Source organism: Brevundimonas olei (genome assembly GCF_037055245.1).
GTDB classification, from domain to species: domain Bacteria; phylum Pseudomonadota; class Alphaproteobacteria; order Caulobacterales; family Caulobacteraceae; genus Brevundimonas; species Brevundimonas olei.
In genome coordinates this window covers 2,608,274-2,633,017 of the sequence record NZ_CP146369.1, presented here as the reverse complement: position 1 = coordinate 2,633,017, position 24,744 = coordinate 2,608,274, and the positions used below count along the sequence as shown (strand labels likewise).

The window sequence follows — 24,744 nt, the reverse complement described above, 5'->3', positions numbered from 1 at the left end:
CTATCCGCCCGCAGCCGTGGACGCGTCGGCGGTCTTGACGGGGGCGTGAGCGGCGTCGGTCAACCGTCCCAGCACCTGCAGATAGGCCACGATGGCGTCCATTTCGGTCAGCCGTTCGGCGTCGCCGTCAAAGGCTCGGATATTGGTCGCGGCCCCGTAACGATCGCGTACGTCGTTGGAGGCGGCGCTGTCAGGGTTGGCCTGGCCGTAGGCGTCCGCCGCCGCGTTGGCGATCATGGCGTCGTCATAGGGGACGCCCACTGCGCGCTGGGCCTTGAGGCGTCGCGAGAGATCGTTGGTGCGCAGGTTGTTCTCCTGCAGCCAGCCATAGCGGGGCATGACCGATTCCGGCACCACGTCGCGCGGGTTCTTCAGGTGCGCCGCATGCCAGGCGTCTGAATATTTGCCGCCGACGCGCGCCAGGTCCGGCCCGGTGCGCTTGGAGCCCCACAGCATAGGGTGGTCGTATTGCGACTCCACGGCCAGGGAGTAGGGGCCGTAGCGCTCGACCTCGTCGCGCAGGGTGCGGATCATCTGCGAGTGGCAGGCGTAGCAGCCCTCGCGGATGAAAATGTCGCGACCGACCAGTTCCAGCGGCGTATAGACCCGCATGTCCGGGGCCTCTTCCACCGTTTCATTGATGGTGAAGAGGGGGGCGATCTCGACCAGGCCGCCGATGGCGGATACGCCGATGATGGCCAGGACGAAGCCGATGGCGTTGCGTTCGAGTTTCCGATGAAAACCGCCCACGCTCACTCTCCAGGCTGGGTGGCCGCAGAGGCCGGTTGAAGGACAGGGGACAGGTCCGGCGAGGGATCAGCCGAGGCGTGGCGCTGTAAGCGCGCCTGCCGGATCGTCATCGCGATATTGTACGATCCCACCAGCGCCCCGCTGAGGAACAGCAGTCCGCCGATCGTGCGCGCCACATAGTAGGGATGCATGGCGACCATGCTCTCGATGAAGGAGTAGGCCAGGCCGCCGTTGTCGTCATAGGTGCGCCACATCAGGCCCTGGATGACGCCCGAGTTCCACATGGCGAAGACGTAAACAACGGTCCCGGCCAGGGCGAGCCAGAAGTGGACCTCGACCAGCTTGGCCGAATACATCCGCGTCTGCTTCCACATCCACGGCACCAGGGCATAGAACGACCCGAAGGTGATCATCGCCACCCAGCCCAGGGCCCCGGCGTGGACGTGGCCCACGGTCCAGTCCGTATAGTGCGACAGGGAGTTCACGGCGCGGATGGCCATGAAGGAGCCCTCGAAGGTCGACAGGCCGTAGAAGACCGCCGCCACCATCATGAAGCGCAAGGTGGCGTCGTCGCGCACCTTGGTCCAGGCGCCGTTCAGCGTGGCCAGGGCGTTGCCCGCCGAGGCCCAGGACGGCACCAGAAGGACGACCGAGAAGGTCATGCCCAGGGTCTGCACCCAATGGGGCAGCGCGGTGTAATGCAGGTGGTGCGAGCCCGCCCACATATACATGAAGGTGATGCCCCAGAAGCTGATGATCGACAGCCGGTAGGAGAAGATCGGCCGCTCGGCCCGCTTGGGCAGGTAGTAGTACATCATCCCCAGGAAGCCGGCCGTCAGGAAGAAGGCCACGGCGTTGTGGCCGTACCACCACTGGGTCATCGCATCCTGGACCCCCGAGAACAGGGAATAGCTCTTGGCCCCGAACAGGGAGACCGGCACGGCGAGATTATTGACGATGTGCAGCACCGCCACGACCAGGATGAAGGCCATGTAGTACCAGTTGGCCACATAGATGTGCGGCTCTTTTCGGCGCATCAGCGTGCGGATGTAGATGGCGAAATAGACGACCCACACCAGGGTCAGCAGGATGTCGGCGTACCACTCGGGTTCGGCGTATTCCTTGGACTGGGTGATGCCCATCAGATAGCCGCTGGCGGCCAGGATGCAGAAGAGGTTGTAGCCCAGCAGCACGAACCAGGGGCTGAACTGATCGGGCAGGCGCGCGCGCGACGTGCGCTGCAGCACGTGGAAGGAGGTGGCGATCAGGGCGTTGCCGCCGAAGCCGAAGATGACGCCGGACGTATGCACAGGACGAAGGCGCCCGAAGCTGGCCCATGCGGAATCGACGAAGGTCAGCTCGGGCCAAGCCAACAGCGCCGACACCCAGGCGCCGACGCCCATGCCGACGACCGCCCAGAACATGGCCAGGACGATGCCCGCCTTGGTCGGGGCGTCATAGTAGCCGCTCTGCGCCTCGGCCGATGGTTCTTTCGACAGATATTGGGCGATGACCGGAAAAACCAGCATCAGGCCGAAAGCAGCGATGATCAATCCGTGCAGCGCGACGGGGTCGCCCGTGCGTCCGCCGCCGGCCGCCAGGGCGATCCCGAATAGAGTCAGGGCGCTCAAGACGACGAGCGCCAGGCGACGCTCGCCAATGGTCAGGTCCAATGTCATGCGATGATCCCCGAAACCCCTTCTATGCGGCCGGCGGCCAGCATGCTTTTGCCGGCGCGCGCCACGCTCGTACGCCTATGGCTATGTTCTGCGCTGGTGAAATTGATCTGGATCAAAACTGTTTCTCAGACGCAGTTGAGAAGAAAAGGATCGCTTAAAAATCAACGCTTTCAGCCGCGTTGTTTGGATGGTGCGGCGGCGTGGACTTATCGTGTCGATCGTTGCACCCGACCCGGTCTTCCGAAGCTTCGCCATGACATGAAGGCGAGGGTCAGCAGCTTGCTGGTTTCCAGCGCCACATAGAGCCAATGGTGCTCAGAGGGCGGCGGTGTTTCGCCGGCGATGATGAAGGCGACCCGCGCGTCGAGTATCGGCAGGAGCCATAGAGACTGCGCTGCAAGGACAAGCGCCAGCACGCCCACGCTTATCCAGAGGCCAAGCTGGGCGCTCGTTCGCCCGACCCGTGCGACAGCCAGGGCCAGCAGAACGATCAGGCCCCATTCCACCCGCGTGAACAGGGCGAAGGTCGCCTGGCCGACCTCCAGCGCCGTCGCCAGGGTCAGCGACGGCGCCTGGAACTTCACAGGCGTGGCCAGAAATGAAACGCCGATCAGCAGGCCCAGCCACAAAGTCGCAACGAAGGCGACGCCGGCGAAGCGTGCTGTTGCATCTGTCGACGATCTGTAACGGGCCATGCCTGTTCCATTCAGGATTTGCGAAGGCGGCTAGGCCGCGAGGATTTCGTCCGCCGGGCCGAAGAATTCATAATGGATGCGGTCTGCGGGAACGCCGGCTTCCCTCAGGTCCGACACCAGGGCGCGCAGGAAGGGGCGGGGGCCGCACAGATAGTAGTCGGCCTCCTCAATCGGCGTTTGCTGGCTCAACCAGGCGCCGGAGATGCGCCCTGCATGATCATGGCCGTCGGCGTCATTGGCGGGGGCTTCATAGAAGACGGTGCTGCGCGCGCGCGGATGGGCCGCCGTCAGGGCGCGGATGTGCGGCCCCATGGCGTGGACCCCGGCGTCATAGGCGCCGTGGACATAGTGGACCTCCGTATCCGGCTTCCCGGCGACCAGGGTCTCCAGCATCGACACCATGGGCGTCAGGCCGACCCCGCCGGACAGCAGGACGACCGGGCGTTGCGGCGTCTCGGGCAGGAAGAAGTCGCCCGCAGGCGCCCCGACCTTCAGCACCATGCCGACGCGGGCGTTGTCGTGCAGCCAACCCGAGGCCAGGCCCTTGTCCTCGCGCTTGACCGAGATGCGATATGTCTCGTCGTTCGGGGCGCAGGAGATGGAGTAGTTGCGCTTGACCGGCGCATGGCCGGGAATGTCGAACCAGAAGGTCAGATATTGGCCCGGTCGGTGACGCAGCACCGGGCGGCCATCCTTGGGCTTCAGCACGAAGGAGGTGATGACCGAGCTTTCGGGACGCACCTCGACCACCTCGAAGGCGCGCCAGCCGTTCCAGCCGCCGTGGGCCGCCGCCAGGTCCTCGTAGATGGCCGCTTCGCGGGTGATCAGGATGTTGGCCAGGAACCAGTAGGCCTCGCCCCAGGCGGTCATGATCTCTTCTGTCGCGGCTTCGCCCAGAACATGGGCGATGGCGCCTAGCAGGGCCGCGCCGACGTGAGGGTAGTGATCGGGCAGGATCTGCAGACCGACGTGCTTCTGGGCGATGCGCTCGACCGCCGCGGCCAGGGCGCCCAGGTTATCGATGTTGGCGGCGTAGGCCAGGATGGCCCCGGTCAGGGCGCGCGGCTGGGAACCGGCGTCGCCGTGGTGCGAATGGTTGAACAGGTCGCGGATCTCGGGATTCTGGAACATCCGCGAATACATTTCGTGGACGATGTCGAGACCGTGCGCCTCGAGCGCGGGAACAGTGGTTTTGACAAGCGCGATCGTGCGCTCGCTGAGGGCTTGGGCCATCAGGAAACTCCTAGGCGATACTAAGCGGGGGAAGGAAAGGGGGGCTGCCGGCGTCTAATCGCCGGGCGGCTCGTTGTAGAAATCGACGCGCATCTTCATCGGCCCCAACGGTTCGACGAAATGGACCTGTTGCGGTTCGATACGGCCCGGCGTTCCCGGACGGAGCACAGTGGTCATGTGCGGGTCGCGATAGGTCAGGCGGACCTCGCCCTCCAGCACCTGGATCAGGCCCCAGGCTCCCGCCTTGAGGCTGTGATCGGCCCGCAGGGCGGCGGGCAGGGACGAGGCGTCAAACACCGGCGTCGAGCGATAGGGGATCGGCGCTGAAGCGGCTCGGGCGGCCGGGGCCGGCGGTTGTTCCAGACTATGCGAGCGGCCGTTCATCGCCCTTGCTCCATTGATGCATTACTAATGCATCTATAGCCAGCATTTGAAACATGCAATGAGGATGCATATAATTTCCTGCGGCGCGATGACGCGCTTATCGAGAGCCCCGCCGTAAGCGGCTCCAGAGAGGTTGAATGCGCCTGACGCGCTATACGGATTACGCCATGCGGGTGCTGCTCTACCTGGGCGCGCGCGAGGATCGGCTGTGCTCGATCGCCGAGATCGCCCAGGCCTACGACATCTCCCAGAACCACCTGATGAAGGTGGTCAGCGACCTGGTGAACGCGGGCTATCTGGTCAGCGTGCGCGGTCGATTCGGCGGAGTGAGGCTGGCGCGCCCGCCGGCCGAAATCAACGTCGGGGCCGTGGTGCGCCACACCGAGGACGGCTTCGATCTGGTCGATTGCGGAAACTGCATCATCGCGCCCGCCTGCGGCCTGACAGGCGCGCTGCATCAGGCCCTGGCCGCCTTCATGAAGGTGCTGGACGGCTATACGTTGGAAAACCTGCTGGCTCGCCGGGTCGACTTGGCGCGTTTGTTCGAACCATCGGACGCCTAGTCAGCCGCCGCCTGAAGCTCTGGATGCCGGCGCGCCTCCAGGCTTGGTTATTGGCAGGGGGAGCGACAATATCGACACGCTCATTCTTGCCTTGGCCGTGGCCGCTACTGGATTGTGGGTCTGCGTGGTGACGGGCGCCGCTGCGGCCCAGTGAGAGGTGAACGACGTCACGCAGGCACGAGGTCGAAGGCGATGGACATTCGGGCGCCGCGACGAAAGGGCGAGGTGCCATGCCACATATAGGAAGGAAAGAGCACCAGCAGGCCCGGTTCGGGTCTGATATGGCGTTGGGCGGCCAGAGAAGGCGAGGTCGGTCCGGGTTCGCCGAACTTCAGCCATCCGTCATGCTCGCCCGCCTCTTCGTCGTCGGGTGTTTCGATGTAGCATGCCGAGGACAACCAGCCTTCGGGATGAACATGGTTGGTGTGGAAGCCATGGGGAGCCAAGCGGACGGACCACATCGACTGGATGCGATACTCACCGGTGTTGCGCGAGCGCAGGATGTCGTCACCTGATCCTATGAAGGACAGGTGACGCCGCACAGCTGCATCGATGGCGGCTGGGAAGGCTCGGATCGTCGGATCGTCGCTGCGTAGCAGATTGGCGCTGGTCTGGGCCCCATGACGCAGGGATTGTCCCAGGGGATGGGCCGTCAGGCCATGCAGGCGCAGGAGGGCTGTTCGGAGATCTTGCAGATAGGCCGAGAGCGATATCCAGCCCGGCGGGGCGTCGATCATCCCAGCGCTCACAACGTTCTGATAGTCATAGAGCGCGGCGGCGCGGGGATCGTCCAGCAGACGCCACGCCGTCCACTGAGCTGCGATGAAGCCTTGATCAAAGGGCGCTCGCCGTAAAGGCTCAGCGAGGGCTTCAAGAGCTTCGCTGGCCCGCCCCAGCGCCAGGTTCGCATTGATCAGGATGCGTTCTGCAGCGCGATCCTGAGGTGCGAGCGCTGTGGCGCGAAGGGCGTGCTGCAGCGCCGCGCCGGGATCTATGGCCAGCGCTAGCTGCGCGCCCATCACCAGGGCGGCGATGTCATCGGACCGAATATCGTCGGCCAGAGAGGCGTAGGCGCCTTCAGCATCCCCTGCGGCCTGCATTAGCTGGGCCTTTATGAGGCGCGCCGGTCGTCCTTCGACGCCGTTCAGGGCCATGCGATTCAGGACCGTTGTCGCCTCATCCAGATCGCCGGTGCGCATCCAGACGAGTTGAGCGTGATCATGCAGGGCGGCGAAATACATCGGACGACGTGCCGTCGCCTCGGAGAAGGCTGTTTCTGCTTCGTCAAAACGGTTCTGGCCCTGGAGGGCACGCGCCAGAACTAGCCATGTCTCTGGCTTGTCGCTCAGGCGCAGGGCGGCGCGCGCGCTGCTCTCGGCGTCGATGTTGAGGCCCACGTCGCCTTGGGTCGCAGCGAGGTTGTGCAGGAGATGGCCCTTGCCGGGATTCAGCGCGGCTGCGCGGCGTCGAACGGCGACGGCTTCATCGCCCTGGCCTATCGCCGCCAAGGCTCGCGCCCGTTCTCCGAGCAGGGCTTCATGAGGACGATCGACGGCGGCAGCCCGAGCCGTCCGGTCCAGGAGCTCCGCATGGCGGCCCTGTGCCGATAGCAGTCGCGCCAGATCAACGGCGGCGCGCTGATGTTCCGGGTCTATTGCGAGGGCGTCCGACAGGGCGGATTCGGCGGCAGCGGGCTCGCTCGCGCCCGCACAGGCGGCCCCCAGTAGGAAGTGCAGGTCGGCCTGACCGGCGCAGTCACGCGCCAGCGGCGCCAGAAGTCTGCGCGCCTCTGAAAAGCGACGCTGGTTCATCAATGCCGCCGCCGTCTGTGCGACTGCAGCGGCGTGAGGCGTCAGTTGGGACGTCAATTTTGCTCTCATCGTTTCGGCGTTTGCGTCATTCACCGCCGCTACGATAGCTGCGGAGGACTGTCACCGACCAGGGTCCGATAGACGAAGTCCGCGTCATGGCTTTTATGGAGCTCGATCGTAGCCGGGGTGACAGCAGCGGCGCTGGGTGATCAAGTTCGGACCGTTGATTGCAGCCAAATGTCCTGGTTCAGAGACGACGGAACAAGCATGGGGCGCTGAAGCTGCTTCGTCAGCTTCAGCGCAATATCTGAATCTCCCCCGATGTCGTCACGGGTAAGCTAGCGCGCCTCGGGAAAGCCGCCTTGGTTCATGCCGCCGTCTGCGCGCCGGCAGCATGAGGCGTCAGTCGGGACGTCAATTATGTTTCCACCGTCTCGAGAGCAGTGTCATTCGCTGCCGCCGCGATAGTTCAGTTGTGGAGGGCCGTCACCGACCAGGGGACGATAGACGAAGTCCGCGCCGCGACGTTCATGAAGCTCGGCCGTCGCCGCGGCGATCGTTTCAGGGCTGACGAAGAGTTCCGCCGCTGTCAGGGCCAGGGCCTTGGCGGCGACGACCGCGCCCTTGACCCCGATGCTGGAGCCTGCGGCGGCGGTGTTCTGCCAGCTATGTCCGGCAGAGCCGGGCACGAATGTAGCGGTCGCCAGGCCGACGGTGGGAACGACCCAACTGACGTCTGACACGTCGGTCGATCCCCCCGCTCCATCGAAACTCAGTTTGGCGGGCTGGATTTCACCGACGCCCGACAGGGGGGGGCGGCTGGTCAAAGTCTTCTGGAGCTCAGCCGCGAAAGCCGTTTCTTCCGGCGTCCAGGTGATTCCGCCAACGCGATGTAGATTGCGGTCCATGACGCTCATCAGGGCGCCGTTGGGCATCATGCTGTAGACGCCGCCGATCTGCTGGAACTCGTATCGGGTTTCGGTTCCAAGAGCGGCGCCCTCGGCAGCCTTCTTCAGCCGTTCGATGACGGACAGAACGACCTCAGGATCACCATGACGGACATAGTAGTAGGATTCTGCATAGTTGGGCACCACGTTGGGCGCTTCGCCGCCATCGGTGATCACATAGTGGATGCGGGTGCCGTCCGGGATGTGTTCGCGCATCATATTGGCCATGGCGTTCATCGCCTCTACGGCGTCCAGAGCCGAGCGCCCGCGATCCGGCGCGCCGGAGGCGTGGGATGACGTGCCGTAGAATCGAAACTTGCCGCTGATATTGGCCTTAGTCGTTCCTTGGCTGGCGCTGTTGACCGTCGCAGGGTGCCAATGGAGCGCGACATCGACGTCGCGAAACAGGCCGTCGCGGACCATGAAGGCCTTGGCCGAGCCGCCTTCTTCGGCCGGCGTGCCATAGACGCGCAATTCGCCCTTGATGTTATTGTCGACCATCCACTGGCGGACGGCGATGGCGGCATAGGAGGAGGCTGCGCCGAACAGATTGTGGCCGCAGCCATGGCCGGCGATCGCATGCAGGGACTGTTCGACCGGCGACACCGCTTGGGACAGGCCTGGCAGGGCGTCGAATTCAGCCAGAAGGGCGACTACCGGGCCATCGCCGTTCTTGAAGCTGGCGAGGAAGGCGGTCGGCTGGCCAGCTATTCCCTCTGTGATTGTGAAGCCAGCGGCAGTCAAATCCTGTTGCAGGCGGGCTGAACTCTGGGTCTCCTGATAGCCGACCTCGGCGAAACCCCAGATAGCCAGGGCGGTTGCTCCGAGTTGCTCACGATCGCGTTCGACGGTTCCGATGATGGCGGACTGCTGCATCTCCGGCAGTTCAGCCGTCCGGCCCGTTGTGCCGGCAAAACACGAGAGCGCGAGGGTGAGGGCCGTAAGACTGGTGAATTTCATGTTCTGAATTCCGCTGTTCATGCGCGTATTGATAAGGGCGACAGACCAAAGGCCGAACCGGCCAAGATGATCGTTCCGAATAATCAGTTCCCGCCTTTCGGTGATGGAAACTGAAGCTTTCAATTTGGAATGGACACAGGGACGGGATGTGCGCAGGGGCTCATCAAAGCGGGCGCCGAGGAAGGAAGAGGCTTGACGCTTTCCTTCCCCGGCGTCCCAGCCGTTTAGAAGCTCTTGGTTACGGCGATTGAATAGTAACGGCCGAGCGTATCGTAGTTCTGGCCGTCGAAGCTGCCGGCGAAATTGCCGACCTGGGGCGGCTCTTTGTTGAACAGGTTGGCGACGCCCACCCGCACGCTGAGGTCGTGCGGCAGCGTGAAGCGCCCGTTCAGATCGAAGACGTCATAGGAATCGACGCCCCGCGTCGTGCTGGCCGCGTTGCGCACCTGTTCCGCGCTGATCATCGCGGCGGTATGACGCCACCGCAGGCTGACGTTCATCCAGTCCCTGGAGTAGGAGAGGGTCGTGTTGGCCTTCCAGTCGGGGTGAGCCACGCCAGCGCCGTCCTCGACGGCGGTGCCGCGGCTGCCAGCGTAGTTGTAGGACGGGCCGCCCGGCAGGTTCTGGATTTCGAACTTGTCGACGTAGCTGACCACGGTGCCCAGGGACAGGCTGCCGGCCGAGGCGGGCAGACCGATGTCGGCCAAATCGAACGTCCAGTCGATCTGCAGGTCCACGCCGCTGACCTTGAAGGCGCCCAGGTTCAGCGCGGGCTGCCCCGGCTCGAACAGGAAGCCCGTGGTCGGGTTACGCTTGCCCATGACCTGACAATAGTAGTTGTTCACATCATAGGTCGGGTTCGTGCCGTTGAGATTGAAGCAATTCTCGATGGTCTGGATGATCGGCAGGTTGCCGACTGCGCCGGTGACTTCGATCGAATACCAGTCAAGCGACGTCGAGATCCGTTCCAGAAGCGGCGTGGTGAACGGCGACTGTATGACGGCGCCGATCGAATAGGTGTCGGTGGTTTCTTCCTGCAGGTCAGGGTTGCCGCCGGTCAGGGCGAACACCTGGGTCGAGCCGAACTGATAGGTCGGAAGCACGCCCGCCGGCACGCCCATGGCCAGACACAGGGCCTCCACCTGGGCGGCGTTGGCGCCGCTCTGACCGAAGCCGCCGCGATAGCCGGAACGGACATCGCAAGGGTCGCCGCCGAACGGCGTTGCTGCGCTGGGGCTGCCGATGCCGGTGCTGCCCGAGGATTCCGGAGCGTAGAGCTCGCCGACGCTGGGCGCGCGCACCGAGCGGTTGTAGCCCCCGCGCAGACGCAGGGCGTCGATGACGCTCCAGTCGACATCGACCTTATAGGCGCTGACGCCGCCGACGCTGCTGTAATCCGAATAACGATAGCCGAGGTTCATGTTGACCTCCTGAGCCATCGGCATGTCCTTCAGGATGGGAACCAGCGCTTCGAAGTAGATTTCGCTGACGCTGGTGTCGCCGCCGGAAGGCCGCAGCACGCTGTACCCCAGAATGTCGCTGCCGACGCCCGGGATGTTGTAAAGTTCGTCGGAGTTGTACTGGAAGGAATTGTAGCGATAGCCGAGGCCGGTCGCCACGCGGACCTCACCCGCCGGAAGGGTGAACAAGCCGCCCTGCAGGTTTATTTCGGCGACGCGCTGCTTCATCTCGTTGGTGTTCGACGTCCGGCGGCTCATGTAGTCCATACAGCTTTGGGAAAGCGCATGGTTGCCGAAGAAGTTGGCGCCGCCTTCGCAGAGCACAGGGTAGTCGACCATGCCCACGGAGGCGCCCGTCACAGGGTCGTACTCCATCCGAGAACCGCCCGCGCCGCCGAATGGATCGTACAGCAGGTTCATAACCGCGGATTTGCTGAGTGCGCCGTGCTGGACGTTGTTGGTCTTGGTCTGGCCCACGCTGGCGAAGGCGTCCCACGTCCAGTCGCGGTACGGCACGACGCCGTCGGCGCCTATGACGATTTGATAGACGTCATAGGTATTGGTCTGCAGTCGGTCGCCGGCGGCGGTGAAGGCCTTCTGGAAGGTGAAGTCCCCGTTGGGATCGGGGCGCGACGCCAGGACCAGCCGGGCGTCAGGCGTCAGGAACGGATTGGTCACCGGCGCGCTCAGCGCATAGGCGGCACCCGACGCCAGTGTGGGGTTGAAATAGGTTAGCGCGTCATAGCTCGTGAAGGTCGCCTGAGCGAAGACCGAGGTGTTGTCGGTGACATCGTAATCAAGCTTGGAGAAGACCGTGATGCGTTCATTGGTGTTCACCACCTGACTGTTCGGCCAGCCGAAATTGAGCTGTTTGCGGCTGCCGGCGATATATTGGGTGTCCGTCTCCGGGTCGCGGAAATTCTCGACGAAATAGTCGCCGACCGGCGTCACGTGACTGAACAGCGTGCCGTCCAGGTTGAAGCCCAGCTGGCCCGTGTAGGTCGCGGAGCCGGTGATGGGATTGGTTCCATAGACATTGGCGAACAGATTGTTGACCACGGCGGCGCTGGGCGCGTTTCCGGGGAAGAGCATGGCGCCGGAATCGAGCGTCGCCGTGCCGTTCTGGGGCGTGCGCATGATGTTGAACGACCGGTCGCTCTGAAGCGCAGGCTCGCGCTGGGAGTAGTCGACCGAGATCATGGCGCGGCCGCGTCCATCGGCGAAACGCGAACCTGCTGTCGCGGTCGCACGGAACTGTTCGCCGTCGCCGTATTCGCTGACGCCGTATTGGCTGCTGAGGGTCAGGCCTTCGATGTTGCGCAGGCGGAAGTTGACCACGCCCGCCGTGGCGTCCGAACCATAGGCGGTGGAGGCGCCGCCGGTGATGACCTCGACATTGCCGATCAGGGCGTCAGGCAGGGTGTTCAGGTCGATCGAGCCGTCAGGAGACGACGGCTGCATCCGGCGCCCGTCCAGCAGGATTAGTGTCCGTTTGGGCCCCAGGCCTCTGAGGCTGGCGTTGGCCTGACCGGCGTTCAGGGTCGTGGAGCTGCTCCCCGTGCTGGCCTGACCGAAGGCGCCGGTGAACTGCGGCAGCTGCGTCAGGGCGCGTTCGACCGACACCTGGCCGGTGTCTTCGATGGCCTCGGTCGAGACCGATACGATCGGGCTGTTGGCCACATAGTCCGGGCGCGCGACGCGCGAGCCGGTGACGATGATGTCGCTCACCTGGGTCGCGGACCCGGACTGATCTTCCTGAGCGTGGGCTGCGCCGGCCATCAGCGCGGCGTAGGCGCAAGCACTGGTTAGCAATACTCGTGAGGCGCTCGATTTGGATTGTGCGCGTCCTTGAGTGTTCATCACTTGGTCCCCGGATCTATTTGGTTTTTTTAGAGTAAGAATAAGCGAAGCGTTGTGTGAGCTGACTGCAAATCAAGGCATAATAATTTATGAGGTCTCCAATCTTGCTAAGCACCATTCTCTGAGAGGCGTGGGATGGAAGCCGGACCGTCGTAAGTATCGGCTTCCATCGTCGGCTGCCGGGTTCAGTCGGCAGCGACCGCCGGGCCGTAGAGCAGGCCATTGAAGAACAGACGGAAAGTGCCGGCCGGCTGGGCGCGCTGCAGGACTTCGACGCCGTAGACGAAGAGCTTGCCCTTGCCGATGTCGACTTCGACCACGGCCGAGGTGTCCTTGAGCAACTCCTGATGGTGCGCCCAGCCGCTGCGCAGCGGGGCGTCGGTGTCGAACCAGGCCACGGACTTCGCGCCTTCGCCGGCGATGCGATAGGTCTGGCCGTTGGAGAAGAAGACGTCGGCCTGGGCCGGCATGCCGAAGGCCAACGGATCGGTGTTGTCCACCCTGGCGCTCAGGATCGAACCGGGCAGGAAGAACTCGGTCGTGGCCAGTGGCCGCTGCGTTCCGTTTTCTTCCTTGACCAGGGCCGGGGCGATGGGCGCGCCGAGCAGATGCGCCAGGCGATTGGCGCCGCCGATGGTGATGACCGAACCGCCGTTGCGGGCGAACTCGGCGATCTGGGGCACGGCGCCGTCGGCGGTCACTTCGCCCAGCCAGGCGCGATAGGCCTCGGGGATGTCCTCGGCTTGCGGTAGAGGCTGGTTGCGCTGAGGGCGATAGGCTGCGTGATTCAGCGCAGGCGTGGTTCCGTCGGTGAACACCAGGACGTCGAACCGCTCGTTCAGGTTCCTGGCTGTGAGGGTCTGGGGATAGACCACCTCAAACGGGAACTCGTACTGCTCCAGCAACCAGCGGGTCCAGCCCGCGCTCATGACCCCGCCATAACGGTCGACCAGGCCGACGCGAACGGGCTTCAGGGCAATGGCGCCGCCCGTCGGCTTGCGATCCACGGCATAGGCGTTGAAGCCCAGTTCGCCGACCGCCGCCCGCACTGCGGCGGTGCTTTCAGGCGAGGCCTGCACCCACAGGGCGCCCGGCTGCAACTGAGTGCGCCCGACCTTGGCCCCGTTCTCCAGCCATTCGACGCTGGCCCCCGCCTTCAGCAGGCGGTTGGTCAAGATGAAGCTGTTGTTGACCTCATGCGGGATGACGAAGCCCGCGCGGCCCGAGCCTATGACTGCGCCCGGCGGCGTGGCCAGCAGGTTGTCCGCCCGGCCGAAGGGGCCGTCAAAGCCATCCAGCACGCGATCGAACGTGACCCCCATCTGATAGGCCAGGGTGTAGCCGGCCACGTCGTAAGGCAGCTTGGGCGGCCCGCCCGGATATTCGGTGTTGTGCGGATGGTCCTGCGGCTCGAACATGTCCAGCACGTGGGGCCGGAAGGCCTGGGCGGTCTTCACCACGTAGGAGCCCTGCGGATAGCGTTTGGCGCCAACGGTGAACGGGGCGCTGGCGACCTCGACGTCGACGCCGCTCTTCATCAGGGCGTTGAGGAAGGCCACGGTGGTGGGCAGGTCGCGCTGTTCTTCGGGATTGATGATGAAGCCGCGCGGATCGCGGTTCTCGGCCGTCTTCAGCACCGTATCGAACAGGCCCGCCTCAATGGCGCCGCGGTCGGCGGTGGCGGCCGCAGCCTTCAGCTCGTCGATCTTCTGCGGCGTGATGGTCCAACTGTCCTGGCTGCCGCGCTCGATGCTGTTGGCGCCCATCTGATAGATGCCCATCAGCAGGCGTTCGCGGTTGCGCGAAGCGTAGTCGATGACGGCGCGGTTCATCGTCCACTGGTAGTCGATGCTGTCCTGGAGGCGCCACATTCGGGGGGCGATCGGCATGGGCTCGTCATTGCGCGCCAGCTGGGTTTCGGGGATCAGCGGAATGGCTTCCGGGGTCGGCCCGCCGATGATCTCGGTCAGGATGCCGACCATGTTGTGGAAGTACGGGGCCGACCGATACATGCCGTTGTGCCAGGTCGAGTAGGGGGCGACGCTGTTCATCCCTGATCCGGCCTTGCCTTCAGAGATCAGACGGCTGTGCATGATGGTGCCGACCTCGGTGGTCGTGGTCATCACCAACGGGTCGAAGTTGTAATTGAACGGGTCACGGAAGGGTGGAATGAACACCACCATGCCGCGCGGGCCGGTCTGATGTTGATTGAAAACGATCTGGGGGAACCACTCGCGATAGTGGACCCGGTTGATGTTTTCGGTCTCGGGCATCAGCGACATGTAGGAGTCGCGGTTGTTATCGTGGCCCACATACTTCTGATACAGGCGCGGGATCGAGTTGAACTCCCGCTTCAACGGATCCTCGTTGCGCATATACCAGTCGGCCACCAGTTGCAGGCCGTCCGGGTTGGCGTGGCCGAACAGGATAATGACGTCGTCCAGAGTACGCCGGGTTTCGGGATCGTTCTGGGTCAACAGCCGGTGGATGATCTGGATCTGGCCCTGGGTGGTGACGGTCTCGGTGGCGTGCAGGCCGGCGTCGATCCAGACGATGGCCTTGCCGTCACGGGCCAGCTCGGCGGCCTGTTCTGCCGTCAGTCCCTCGGCTCGGGCCAGACGGCGAGAAATGTCGCGGTAGCGATCAAGTTGAGCCAGGTTTTCAGGCGAAGACACGATCGCCATCCACTGGGTGCGCCCTTCGGCCGAGGTTCCGAAGCTCTCCAGCTTCATCCGGTCCGATTCGCCGGCGACGCGCTTTAGGTAACGCTCATACTGATCGTAGTCGGCCAGGAAGTAATCCGTGCCGGGGGGCTGAGGGAAGAAGCGCTCGGGCGCCGTTACGGTCGCCGAAGCCGGCGTGGCCGTTGCTGCGACCTGAGCTAGGGCGACTGAGGCGGGGCCCGCAGCGGTAAGCGCAGTGCCGGTCAAAAGCACCCCGCAGAGCTGGCTGGCAAAGGTCGTCCGGAACATTGTTTCCCCCAGTGCAAGCGCCCGAGATCGTCCGAGCGTCACCGCAGACTTGGACAAAAAATCGCCCCGCAAAAGACATATTTCTCGTCAGAGGGGAAATTTATTGCAGAAACGAAGGAAGGGCGCTTCAGGCGGGGAGAAGCCCGTGAAAAATTTAATACTATGACTTTGATTGTGTAGGACCTGGATGTCGGGTCCATTTATCATGTGCATTGTCTCCAAACGGTGGTCTGCAAGTATCTAAAAAGGTAATATTTGTGATTGGTATTCTATGATGTTTTTATTCGTCTTCTTCGTCTTCTTCGTCTTTTCGGTGGAATGCGTTACCGACTGCTGAAGCTCTTTTCCGTTCAGACGCCGTCGTCTTTTCCGAAACCCATCGCCGAGAATACCCCGTCGCGCCGAATGAAGGCATGGATCAAAGCGGCCGAAAAGTGCCCGAGGGTCAGGGCGAAGAAGGCGACGGCCGTCACGGTGTGCGCCATACGCAGAAGGTCGAACAGGCGCAGATCCTGCGGAACCAGCGGGGGCAGGGTGAAGTTCGGGCTCAACTTCACGGGAAAGCCGCCTGCCGACAACATATCCCAACCAAGCTCTGATACGATCATTGAACGACGTCTTTGCATCCCTAGGCATCGACGACACCCCGAAGGTCGCGCGTGCGATCATCGCGCAGCACGCGCCAGAATATGTGACCCCGGCGTGCGCTATGCTGGAGGCCCTGTCAGAGCTGGCGAGGAACGGTCATGTACGCGGCTTCGCACATGCGTTCCTATGGGCCGAGACGCGCAGAGACTGGCATCGCGGACAGGCGGAAAAAGCCGCCCAAGCGGCCGAACACGCGGATGCGCGGTTCAGCCATGGCGGGAAATGCGCTGAGTTATAGGGGGGTGCTGACCGGCCTGCTGAGCAAGCAGAACCAGCTCAGGACGGTGGCGGAGAGGGGGGGATTCGAACCCCCGGTACGCTTCCACGTACGCCGCATTTCGAGTGCGGTACATTCAACCACTCTGCCACCTCTCCGCGGGTCGGTAGTCCCTAATGGGGCTGAGCGAGCGGCTTCTCTAATCAAAGGCTGCGATGGCTGCAAGCCATGACGGCGAAGAAATTTGAACGGCGGTTCAACGCTGTCCGGGAAGCGACAGGCCGAAGGCGCCGCCGTCGCCGGGTTCGGGTCGGACATGGCGGAACAGTTCGGCGGGACGGCCGCCGGTGTCGCTGGTGAAGACGCCCGTGGGCTGGACCAGGCCGGTGCGCTCGACGCCGCGGCGGAAGTTCTGCTTGTGCAGCGACAGGCCCGCCACGGCCTCGGCCGCCGCCTGCAGTGCGGACAGGGTGAAGGTCGCGGGCGTGAGGTCGAACAGGACGGGCCGGTACTTCAGCTTGCTGCGCAGGCGGGCGACGCCGGTCGCCAGGATACGGCGGTGGTCGGACGTCATGGACAGGTCGCCGAGCGGAGCGGGGGCTGGGCGACCGTTGTCGCGGGCGGATTCCTCGACCAGACCCGCCTCATAGAGGAGTTCATAGCGATCCAGCACGCGCTCCTCGTTCCAGCGGGCGCCGGGCGTGAGGGCGAACAGGGCGTCGATGCGGCCCTTGCGCGCGGCGTCGTCGACGGCCCAGGCGCTCAGGGCGGGGATCAGGCGTTCCATGACGGGCGGGCGGCCCCGACGCCAGTCCTCCCAGGGGAAGACGTGGAAGATGGGCGTCCATGCCGCGTCGCGGCCCGAAGCGTCGAAGCTGGCGGAAGCGCCGAAACTGGCGCCTTCGGCGGCGTCGGCGGTCAGGGCGAGGTAGCCGACCGAGATCTCGCGCGCGCGGTCCGGGCCGGGCGTGGCGCGCGGGGCGTCGCGGCCCAGGTCGCCGAAGGTGTAGAGCTGTTCGACGAAGCCCAGTGGGAAGCCTGTCTGAGCCGCCACGAAGTCGCGGAGCGCCAGTTCGAAGGTCCGGTCGCGCGCCGGATCGAAGGGGCCGAAGGGCAGGGCGGGGGCGCCGTCGGGAGCGTGGGTGGTCAGGACGACGGCCTCGCGGTCCCGCAGGGCGATGATCACCGCCGACAGGCCGATCCTTATGCCGGTGTGGGAGGATGACGCCTCCGTCCGCCCCTGGTCCATGCGTCTCCCTTGCGCCCGTTGTCTATTCCGTGTGCCAGGCGTCGGCGCCGGGCAGGATGCCGACAGCTTCGGCCAGAACGCGATAGCGGTCCAGATAGCGCTCCTGGGCCACGGCGGCGGGCAGGGGTTCGATCACCAGATCATAGCCGGAGGGCGGAGCGCCGAAGATCTGCAGGGATTCGCGGCGGGTGAATCCGGCCAGTTGCGTCGCCTCATAGAAGGCGCAGGCCTTGTCGGCCTTCTTGATCAGCGACTTGATCGTCTGCGGGGTCTTGGGCGGCAATTGGAAGCGGACGTGGATCGCCGCCTCCAGCCGGGCCTCGAAGTCCTTGTAGCTGGCGCCCAGGGCCGATTTGAACGGCGAGATCATGTCGCCGATGACGTATTCCGAGGCGTCGTGAAGCAGGGCGGCCAGGCGCCATTTCGGCTCAAGCCCCGGGCGAATGTGGGCGGCGATCTCCTCGACCACGAGCGAATGCTGGGCGACCGAGAAGGCGTGCTCGCCGATCGTCTGGCCGTTCCAGCGGGCGACGCGGGCCAGGCCGTGGGCGATGTCCTCGATCTCGATGTCGAACGGCGAGGGGTCCAGCAGGTCCAGGCGGCGGCCGGACAACATGCGTTGCCAGGCGCGCGGCGGCTTGGGTTTGCGGACTCGGGGCGCGGGGCCGGCGTCTTCGATTTCTTCGGCCAAGGTCTTGATGCTGCGCATGCTCAGGCTGGTGACTCAGACCGAACGCGCGATCAAGGGCGGCCGTTGCGATAGATGGGGGTTAATCGCCGACGTTGAGCGTCACCAGGGCCTTGGCGGCGTCGAACAGGCGGTCCGGGTCGCGGTCCTTGCTGCGGACGGTGGCGACGACGATGGGGCCGCCGACCGGGCCGCGCGCTTCATAGCCCACGGTGCGCCAGCCGCTGGCGGACGGCTCGTTCGCGGCCATCAGGAAGGTCGAACGCACGGATTCGCCCGAGGCGCTGGTGCGGATGCGTGCGGCGCTGTCGGTCGCGTCGATGTTCACGGCGTCGTCTCCGGACGAGACGTTGACGCGGCCGCTCTTGTCGTCGGCGCGGATGGTCAGGCCGCCGATGCGGATGTTGGCGCGGTCGCCGTCAGCCTCGATCTTCATGCCGGGCAGGCGGACGGTGGCCTTGTCGCCCCGGGCGTCGACGCGCAGGCCCGGCATTCTGACCTGGGCGGAATCGCCTGCGACCTCATCGGCGACCCTGGACGCCTCGGCGGCGGCTCGGTCGGCGTCAGCCTCGGCGCGGGCGGCGTCCGCTTCGGCCTTGGCGGCGGCGGCCTCCGCTCGGGCGTTCTCGGCCTCCACCTGGGCCATGGCTTCGGGCAGGTCGGCGGTCAGGCGGGTCTCGAAGGGTTTCAGCGCCGTCTGGGCCGAGCGGCCGTCCAACTGGACCAGTTGCAGGATGACTTCCGAACCGCGCGGGCCGCCGTAGACGCAGGACCCGTCGGCCCGGGCCGACCCCTTGCGTGTCAGCACGCCCTGGGTCTGGGGGCATTGCAAGGCGTCGACCACCTTCAGCACGCCGGACGAATCCGAGGTCGTGGAGGTGGTGATGCGCACCGAGCCGCCATTGTCGCAGGCGGCGGTCATCAGCGCCAAGGCGATAACGGGCCAGGTGATGTGTTGCATGGTCGGCTCCACTCCAGGCCCCGATTGTGCGCCATAAGCGCGGCAGGGCCAGTGAAATCGCGGTAATCGAAAGACGACGGGAAAGCGGCTGAAATCAGCTGCCGGGGCGGGCGCCTTCGCGACGGCTCATGAAGGCCAGGCGCTCGAACAGATGCACGTCCTGCTCGTTCTTCAGCAGGGCGCCGTGCAGCGGCGGGATCAGCTTGCCCGGCGTCTTTTCGCGCAAGGTCTCAGGCGAGACGTCGTCGACCAGCAGCAGCTTCAGCCAGTCCAGAAGCTCCGAGGTCGAAGGCTTCTTCTTCAGGCCCGGCGTGTCGCGGATTTCATAGAAGGTCTTCAGCGCTTCGGCGACCAGGCGCGGCTTGATGCCGGGGAAGTGGACCTCGACGATGTCCTGCATCGTCTCGGCGTCGGGGAAGCGGATGTAGTGGAAGAAGCAGCGACGCAGGAAGGCGTCCGGCAGTTCCTTCTCATTGTTCGAGGTGATGACGACCACGGGGCGAACCTCGGCGCGGATCGTCTCGTCCGTCTCCTGGACGTAGAACTCCATGCGGTCGAGCTCCTGCAACAGGTCGTTGGGGAACTCGATGTCGGCCTTGTCGATCTCGTCGATCAGAAGGACGGGGCGGGCCGGGGCGGTGAAGGCCTCCCACAGCTTGCCCTTCTTGAGGTAGTTGCGGACGTCGTGGACGCGTTCGTCGCCCAGCTGGCTGTCGCGCAGGCGGCTGACGGCGTCGTATTCATACAGGCCGTTGTGCGCCTTGGTCGTCGATTTGACGTGCCAGGTGATCAGCGGCGCGTTCAGCGCACGCGCCAGTTCATAGGCCAGGACCGTCTTGCCGGTGCCCGGCTCGCCCTTGATCAGCAGCGGCCGTTCCAGCGCCACGGCGGCGTTGACGGCGACCTTCAGGTCGTCGGTGGCGATGTAGTTGGACGTGCCTTCGAACCGGCTCATGCGAAACCTGCTCCATTCCGGGGGAAGGGAGCAGGTAGCTTAAAGAAATCCGTGTGAACAGGCGGCAGGGTCAGGTGATGCGCTTGGCCGACACCGGGTCGCTGGCGGGGAAGGTCTCCTCGACGCCCTCGTCGATCAGGGCTTCCTGACGGTTCTCGGCGTCCTTCTCCTTGTCCTTCAGCTGGTCGGGCTTGCCGCTTTCGTGCGGTGCGCGCTTGGCCGGAGGGGTGTTCGGGTCGGCGTCTTCCTGGGCCTTGGTCGGATGATGGTCGGTCATGAATTCCCTCACTGTTCAGGGCCGTAGCCCAGGTCCTCTATGTCGTCGTCGGAGAGGCGCCTGGCCTCCCAGTGGGCGGCGCTGGCCTGGGCGCCGCGCTGATTGCGCATCAAGCCGGCATAGACCAGCTCGACCTCGTCGGCCCCCGACGCCGGGGCGCCGTCGCCGTCGGTTTCGCTCAGCCGCACGCTGTCGACGCCCAGCAGGGCGTCAGCCTCGGCCTCCATCCCGTCCAGGGCCAGGTCGCCGTCCAGATCGGCGTCGTCTTCATCAAAGGGTTCGGGGTCGGCGTCGCCGTCCAACTGGGTGACGTCCAGAACGTCGTCGGCTTCGTCGAACGACAGGTCGCCGTCGCCTTCATCGTCCAGATGGGTCTCGTCATAGACCTCGGCCTGGTCCTGGCCGTCGGCGTCAAAGTCGGGGGCTGGCATCGTCGTCTCCCTTCGAAAAGCTCAACGGCTCGGCTCGTCCGGGCGTTCCCATCAGCCGGAACGCGACGCGCCAAATGAAGAGATGGTTAACCACGTCGCTTTACAGTTCCTCAGCGGCCGGCCGTCACGGTGAGGGCGGCGCCACGGAGACCTTCCCTTGCCTCTGAAACTGTCGCTGAAGCCCGGCGAAAAATTCGTGCTGAACGGGGCCGTCGTGCAGAACGGCGACCGTCGCGGCGTCCTGGTCCTGCAGAACAAGGCCAGCGTCCTGCGCGAGAAGGACATCATGCAGCCCGAGGACGTGACCACGCCCGCGCGCCGCATCTACTTCCCCGTCATGATGATGTATCTGGACGAGGCGGAGGCGCCGAAATTCTATGATGAGTTCGCCTTGCGCCTGACCGAATTCATGGGGGCGGTCCGCAATCCGGACGTCCTGACGGAATGCGTCGCCTGCTCCAAGCACGTGCTGGCGCGTCAGTATTACAAGGCCCTGATGGGCGCTCGCAAAATCGTCGATTACGAAGACCAAAGGCTCGGCAATGTCGCTTCAGGCGTACAAGACGGCGGCGACGCGGGCTGAATCCCCGCGTGAGATGGAGTACCGGCTGTTCGGCCAGGTGACGCGCGCCCTGATGCACGCCGCCACCCTGGACAAGTCGGATGTCGCCGGGCGGATGGACGCCCTGGACTGGAACCGCCGCCTGTGGTCCACGCTGGCGACCGCCTGCTCGGATTCGACCAACACCATGCCTCAGGCGATGCGGGCGCAGTTCATCTCGCTGAGCCTGTTCGTCAACCGCAACACGTCCGAGGTCATGCGGGGCGAGGACGACTTCTCGACCCTGATCGACATCAACCGCATGATCATGCAGGGACTCAGCGGCCAGACCGACGCGGGCTGACGCGGCTCCGGATCTCCTAGAAGAGATTTGCGGCCCAGCTGGCGATGTTGCCGACGACCGCGACCACTGTGGTCCAAACCAGGGCCAGATAGACGCCGCACACGGCCGTGCCGAAGAAACCGGCCAGGATGAAGGCGCCGTCCCGCTGGATGATGCCCAGGCCGAACAGGGCCAGGGTCAGGCCGGGCAGGGCGTCGCCGAACGGCACCGGCAGGGCCATCATCATGGCCAGCAGGATGCAGATCACGCCGATCGCCACATCCGCGGCTTCGCCGGTCATAACGGGCCAGCGCGGCTTGGTCAGCCGCTCGACCCGGCGCAGGCGGGGCAGAATCTTCTCCGCCGCCGCCCGATAGGAGGCGCGGCTTACCGACAGATTCAGCAGCCAGCGCGGCAACCACACCTTCTCGCGCTGCAGCGCCAGCTCGGCGGCGATCAGGATGATCGGCACGGAAAAGACCGCCTTGCCGCCCGGCGGCCAGGGGAAGAGCGCCATCAGGGCCAGCATCAGGATGACGGCGCCGAAGCCGCGCTCGCCGAAGGCCTCGACCATTTCGCGAAGGGACAGTTTGTCGGACTCGCCCTGATCCAGCCGGTCCTGGCCCAGGCGCTCCAGCACGTCGGAGAAGGTCCGCCCCTCATCGGGCGGCGGCGTGGAAACGAGCGTCATCAAGCGAGACTCAGAGCGATATCATGCACGACGTTAGGGGCGCGCCGCGACTTGCGCCATCCCCGCCGCGAGGGTTGTGACGAAATAGGCGTCTAGTGCTTTGAGACGTGTTCGGGTTTGCCCTTGCGCTTGGTGTGGGCGAACTCTTCAAGCTGCTTCTCGCTCATCGATTCCATCATGGATTTCGACGCGCCCTTAAGCTTGGATTTGGGCGTGTCGCCGCGCTTGGCCGACAGGGCGGCTCCGGCGGCTTTCTGCTGGGCGGCGGACTTGGCGGGCATGACGATCTCCTTCCGAGTGAAAGGCAACCGTCCGCCCGCCTTGGGGTTCCGTCAGCTTGCCAGAAGCTCGCGGCCGATGAGGAAGCGGCGGATTTCGTTGGTGCCGGCGCCGATGTCGTAGAGCTTGGCGTCGCGGACCAGGCGTTCGACCGGCCATTCCTTGGTGTAGCCGGCTCCGCCCAGGGCCTGGACGGCTTCCAGCGTGACCTTCACCGCGTTCTCGGAGGCCAGCAGGATGGCGCCGGCGGCGTCATAGCGGGTGGTCAGCCCCTGATCACAGGCGCGGGCGACCGAATAGACATAGGCGCGGGCGCTGTTCAGGGCGACGTACATGTCGGCCACCTTGCCCTGCATCAGCTGGAAGGAGCCGATGGCCTTGCCGAACTGCTTGCGGTCGCGGACGTAGGGCAGGACCACGTCCAGCGCCGCCTGCATGATGCCCAGCGGACCGGCCGACAGCACGGCGCGTTCATAATCGAGGCCGCTCATCAGCACGGCCGCGCCGCGCCCTTCGCCACCCATGATGTTCTCTTCGGGGACTTCGCAGTCCTCGAACACCAGTTCGGCCGTGTCCGAGCCGCGCATGCCCATCTTGTCCAGCTTCTTGGAGACCGAAAAGCCCTTCATGCCCTTCTCGATCAGGAAGGCGGTGACGCCGCCGTTGCCGTCGCCGGTACGGGCGTAGACCACCAGGGTCTCGGCGTGCGGGGCGTTGGTAATCCAGAACTTGGTCCCGTTCAGGACGTAGCGGTCGCCCTTCTTCTCGGCGCGGGTGCGCATGGACATGACGTCCGAACCCGAACCGGCCTCGGACATGGCCAGGGAGCCGACGTGTTCGCCCGAGATCAGCTTGGGCAGATATTTCGCCTTCTGCTCAGGCGTGCCCCAGCGACGGATCTGGTTGACGCACAGGTTGGAGTGGGCGCCGTAGCTCAGGCCGATCGAGGCCGAGGCGCGCGACACCTCCTCCATCGCCACCACGTGTTCGAGGTAGCCGAGGCCGAGGCCGCCGAACTCTTCCTCCACCGTAATGCCGTGCAAGCCCAACTCGCCCATTTCGGGCCACAGGTCGCGGGCGAACTCATTCGTCTCGTCGATCTCGGCGGCGCGGGGGGCCAGCCGTTCGGCGGCCCAGCGGGCGGTCGTGTCGCGGATGGCGTCAGCAGTCTCGCCGAGGCCGAATTCCATGGATTGGGGCGCGAAGGGTATGCTCATGCCCAAAGGCGTAGCATTGTGCGCGGGCTTCGCAAAGACGCCTGTTAGCGGGACTGTTTGTGCTGTGGGTCGGTCGCCGTCGGCGCCTTGGCGCGCAGGGCGCTCCAGGCCGCCATGCCGATGAAGACGAGGCCGGCGATCGCCAGGCCGGCGCCGATCAGGACGGTCGCGTCGCTCGTGTCCGGGGCGCGCCAGGCGCGCTGGAAGGCGGCGATTCCGGCGAGGAAGGCGAGGACGCCGACGCCGCCGATGAACAGGACGGCGCCCTTGTCGCCCGGCGTCGCGTCGGGGGCCGTGCGCGCTTCGTGGCGCAGGACGGGCGCCGTGGGCGGCGGGGCGTCGGCGGGCGGCTCGGCGGCGCCCGGACCGCGCACCGGGGCGGTCAGCAAGGCGTCCAGAGAGGCGGGCTGATCGGGGGCCGTGTCGAACAGGGCGCGTTCGGCCGAGCGGCGGCGATAAAGGGCGTCGACCGGCGGCGAGGCGCGCTCGGGCCAGGCGGACAGGGCGACGGCGGCTTCGGACGGGACGCCGGCGTCCAGACTGGCGTGGACGTCCGATCCCTGGAACCGCTCCAGGCCGATGGAGAAGATGAAGCTGGCCAGGGCGTCGAACTGATGCTGGTTCAGGGGCAGGCGCACCCGGTCGTTCAACAGGGCGACGATGGGCATCAGGTCGTACTGCAGCAGCAGTTCGGCCTCGGTCTCGCTGACCACGGCGCCGGGGCGGGCCGAGCGGGCGTGGCCGTAGCCGATGACGGGCGTCCCGTCGCGGCGCAGCACGGTGCGCGGGCGGAAGCCCTCGAAGCTCTTGATCAGCAGAAGGCCTTCTCGAGAGACCTTGCGGCGTTGCGGCGCGGCTGCGGACACAGATTGACCCAATTCGAAACGGGCGTTCTCGCCCCGACGGGGGCGGAGCAAGCCTCATTCCGAAACA

General features: G+C 65.1%; 24 protein-coding genes and 1 tRNA gene. 4 read left to right on the top strand and 21 right to left on the bottom strand.

From position 1 onward, the window contains the following. The 5 genes from ccoO to V8J38_RS12840 all read right to left on the bottom strand — a co-directional run bounded on the left by ccoO (position 1) and on the right by V8J38_RS12840 (position 4,741). A complete protein-coding gene (ccoO, locus tag V8J38_RS12860; protein ID WP_422388296.1) occupies positions 1-756 on the bottom strand; it encodes a cytochrome-c oxidase, cbb3-type subunit II in 756 nt (251 codons plus the stop codon). After that, positions 753-2,429 (bottom strand): cytochrome-c oxidase, cbb3-type subunit I, encoded by a 1,677-nt coding sequence (gene ccoN, locus V8J38_RS12855; protein ID WP_338576191.1) that lies wholly within the window; start codon positions 2,427-2,429, stop codon positions 753-755. The genes ccoO and ccoN overlap by 4 nt, the downstream gene beginning before the upstream one ends. Before the next feature lie 206 nt (positions 2,430-2,635). Next, positions 2,636-3,124 (bottom strand): DUF4149 domain-containing protein, encoded by a 489-nt coding sequence (locus tag V8J38_RS12850; protein WP_338576189.1) that lies wholly within the window; start codon positions 3,122-3,124, stop codon positions 2,636-2,638. Positions 3,125-3,154: 30 nt separating this feature from the next. After that, on the bottom strand, positions 3,155-4,357 hold the full coding sequence (gene hmpA / locus V8J38_RS12845; protein ID WP_338576188.1) for an NO-inducible flavohemoprotein: 1,203 nt from the start codon (positions 4,355-4,357) through the stop codon (positions 3,155-3,157). 54 nt (positions 4,358-4,411) lie between these two features. Beyond that, a complete protein-coding gene (locus V8J38_RS12840; RefSeq protein ID WP_338576186.1) occupies positions 4,412-4,741 on the bottom strand; it encodes a DUF1971 domain-containing protein in 330 nt (109 codons plus the stop codon). A 137-nt stretch (positions 4,742-4,878) separates the two neighbouring features. Between V8J38_RS12840 and V8J38_RS12835 the strand changes: the two genes are divergently transcribed. After that, positions 4,879-5,304: an RrF2 family transcriptional regulator gene (locus V8J38_RS12835; protein ID WP_291783162.1), complete on the top strand. Its 426-nt coding sequence runs from the start codon at positions 4,879-4,881 to the stop codon at positions 5,302-5,304. 167 nt (positions 5,305-5,471) lie between these two features. Here V8J38_RS12835 and V8J38_RS12830 read toward each other — a convergent pair whose 3' ends face one another. From V8J38_RS12830 to V8J38_RS12810, 5 genes are all read right to left on the bottom strand, one after another. Beyond that, positions 5,472-7,172: a putative 2OG-Fe(II) oxygenase gene (locus V8J38_RS12830; protein WP_338576183.1), complete on the bottom strand. Its 1,701-nt coding sequence runs from the start codon at positions 7,170-7,172 to the stop codon at positions 5,472-5,474. Positions 7,173-7,561: 389 nt separating this feature from the next. Further along, positions 7,562-9,145 carry an amidohydrolase gene (locus V8J38_RS12825; RefSeq protein WP_338576181.1) on the bottom strand — a complete coding sequence of 528 codons (1,584 nt, stop codon included), beginning with the start codon at positions 9,143-9,145 and terminating at the stop codon, positions 7,562-7,564. 101 nt (positions 9,146-9,246) lie between these two features. After that, positions 9,247-12,261, bottom strand: a complete 3,015-nt coding sequence (locus V8J38_RS12820) for a TonB-dependent receptor domain-containing protein (protein ID WP_338576179.1) — start codon at positions 12,259-12,261, stop codon at positions 9,247-9,249. A 266-nt stretch (positions 12,262-12,527) separates the two neighbouring features. Continuing rightward, positions 12,528-15,314 carry a M14 metallopeptidase family protein gene (locus tag V8J38_RS12815; RefSeq protein ID WP_338576177.1) on the bottom strand — a complete coding sequence of 929 codons (2,787 nt, stop codon included), beginning with the start codon at positions 15,312-15,314 and terminating at the stop codon, positions 12,528-12,530. Positions 15,315-15,664: 350 nt separating this feature from the next. Beyond that, positions 15,665-15,895 carry a cytochrome b gene (locus tag V8J38_RS12810; RefSeq protein WP_338578628.1) on the bottom strand — a complete coding sequence of 77 codons (231 nt, stop codon included), beginning with the start codon at positions 15,893-15,895 and terminating at the stop codon, positions 15,665-15,667. A gap of 26 nt (positions 15,896-15,921) precedes the next feature. Between V8J38_RS12810 and V8J38_RS12805 the strand changes: the two genes are divergently transcribed. Further along, complete coding sequence (locus V8J38_RS12805) at positions 15,922-16,200, top strand: hypothetical protein (RefSeq protein WP_291783145.1); 279 nt, start codon at positions 15,922-15,924, stop codon at positions 16,198-16,200. Between the two features lie 47 nt (positions 16,201-16,247). On the opposite strand, the gene V8J38_RS12800 is transcribed toward V8J38_RS12805, so the two are convergent. The 7 genes from V8J38_RS12800 to V8J38_RS12770 form a co-directional block, all read right to left on the bottom strand. Next, positions 16,248-16,337 (bottom strand) — tRNA-Ser (locus V8J38_RS12800). Positions 16,338-16,435: 98 nt separating this feature from the next. Further along, positions 16,436-17,428 carry an NUDIX hydrolase gene (locus tag V8J38_RS12795; RefSeq protein WP_338576175.1) on the bottom strand — a complete coding sequence of 331 codons (993 nt, stop codon included), beginning with the start codon at positions 17,426-17,428 and terminating at the stop codon, positions 16,436-16,438. 22 nt (positions 17,429-17,450) lie between these two features. Further along, the gene (locus V8J38_RS12790) at positions 17,451-18,044 is read right to left on the bottom strand and encodes an HD family hydrolase (protein WP_291783219.1); all 594 of its coding nucleotides are present in this window, start codon (positions 18,042-18,044) and stop codon (positions 17,451-17,453) included. A 154-nt stretch (positions 18,045-18,198) separates the two neighbouring features. Next, the gene (locus V8J38_RS12785; RefSeq protein ID WP_338576173.1) at positions 18,199-19,077 is read right to left on the bottom strand and encodes a methyltransferase type 11; all 879 of its coding nucleotides are present in this window, start codon (positions 19,075-19,077) and stop codon (positions 18,199-18,201) included. A 94-nt stretch (positions 19,078-19,171) separates the two neighbouring features. Continuing rightward, positions 19,172-20,032, bottom strand: a complete 861-nt coding sequence (locus V8J38_RS12780; protein WP_338576171.1) for a MoxR family ATPase — start codon at positions 20,030-20,032, stop codon at positions 19,172-19,174. A gap of 70 nt (positions 20,033-20,102) precedes the next feature. Then, a complete protein-coding gene (locus V8J38_RS12775) occupies positions 20,103-20,309 on the bottom strand; it encodes a hypothetical protein (RefSeq protein WP_291783135.1) in 207 nt (68 codons plus the stop codon). A gap of 8 nt (positions 20,310-20,317) precedes the next feature. Then, positions 20,318-20,740 carry a hypothetical protein gene (locus tag V8J38_RS12770; protein ID WP_338576169.1) on the bottom strand — a complete coding sequence of 141 codons (423 nt, stop codon included), beginning with the start codon at positions 20,738-20,740 and terminating at the stop codon, positions 20,318-20,320. A gap of 157 nt (positions 20,741-20,897) precedes the next feature. On the opposite strand from V8J38_RS12770, the gene flbT reads away from it, so the two are divergent. Both flbT and flaF read left to right on the top strand, forming a co-directional pair. Next, the gene (flbT, locus tag V8J38_RS12765) at positions 20,898-21,323 is read left to right on the top strand and encodes a flagellar biosynthesis repressor FlbT (RefSeq protein ID WP_046653004.1); all 426 of its coding nucleotides are present in this window, start codon (positions 20,898-20,900) and stop codon (positions 21,321-21,323) included. Then, a complete protein-coding gene (gene flaF, locus V8J38_RS12760) occupies positions 21,283-21,645 on the top strand; it encodes a flagellar biosynthesis regulator FlaF (RefSeq protein ID WP_338576167.1) in 363 nt (120 codons plus the stop codon). The genes flbT and flaF overlap by 41 nt, the downstream gene beginning before the upstream one ends. Positions 21,646-21,661: 16 nt before the next feature. Here the strand turns inward: flaF and V8J38_RS12755 are convergent, their stop codons facing one another. From V8J38_RS12755 to V8J38_RS12740, 4 genes are all read right to left on the bottom strand, one after another. Next, on the bottom strand, positions 21,662-22,315 hold the full coding sequence (locus V8J38_RS12755; protein ID WP_338576165.1) for an exopolysaccharide biosynthesis protein: 654 nt from the start codon (positions 22,313-22,315) through the stop codon (positions 21,662-21,664). 92 nt (positions 22,316-22,407) lie between these two features. Beyond that, positions 22,408-22,596 carry a DUF3008 family protein gene (locus V8J38_RS12750; protein ID WP_024353207.1) on the bottom strand — a complete coding sequence of 63 codons (189 nt, stop codon included), beginning with the start codon at positions 22,594-22,596 and terminating at the stop codon, positions 22,408-22,410. Positions 22,597-22,647: 51 nt separating this feature from the next. Then, entirely contained in the window at positions 22,648-23,811 is a 1,164-nt protein-coding gene (locus tag V8J38_RS12745; RefSeq protein WP_338576164.1) for an isovaleryl-CoA dehydrogenase, read from the bottom strand. Between the two features lie 44 nt (positions 23,812-23,855). Beyond that, complete coding sequence (locus V8J38_RS12740; protein WP_338576162.1) at positions 23,856-24,728, bottom strand: lysozyme; 873 nt, start codon at positions 24,726-24,728, stop codon at positions 23,856-23,858. Positions 24,729-24,744 lie beyond the last annotated feature (16 nt).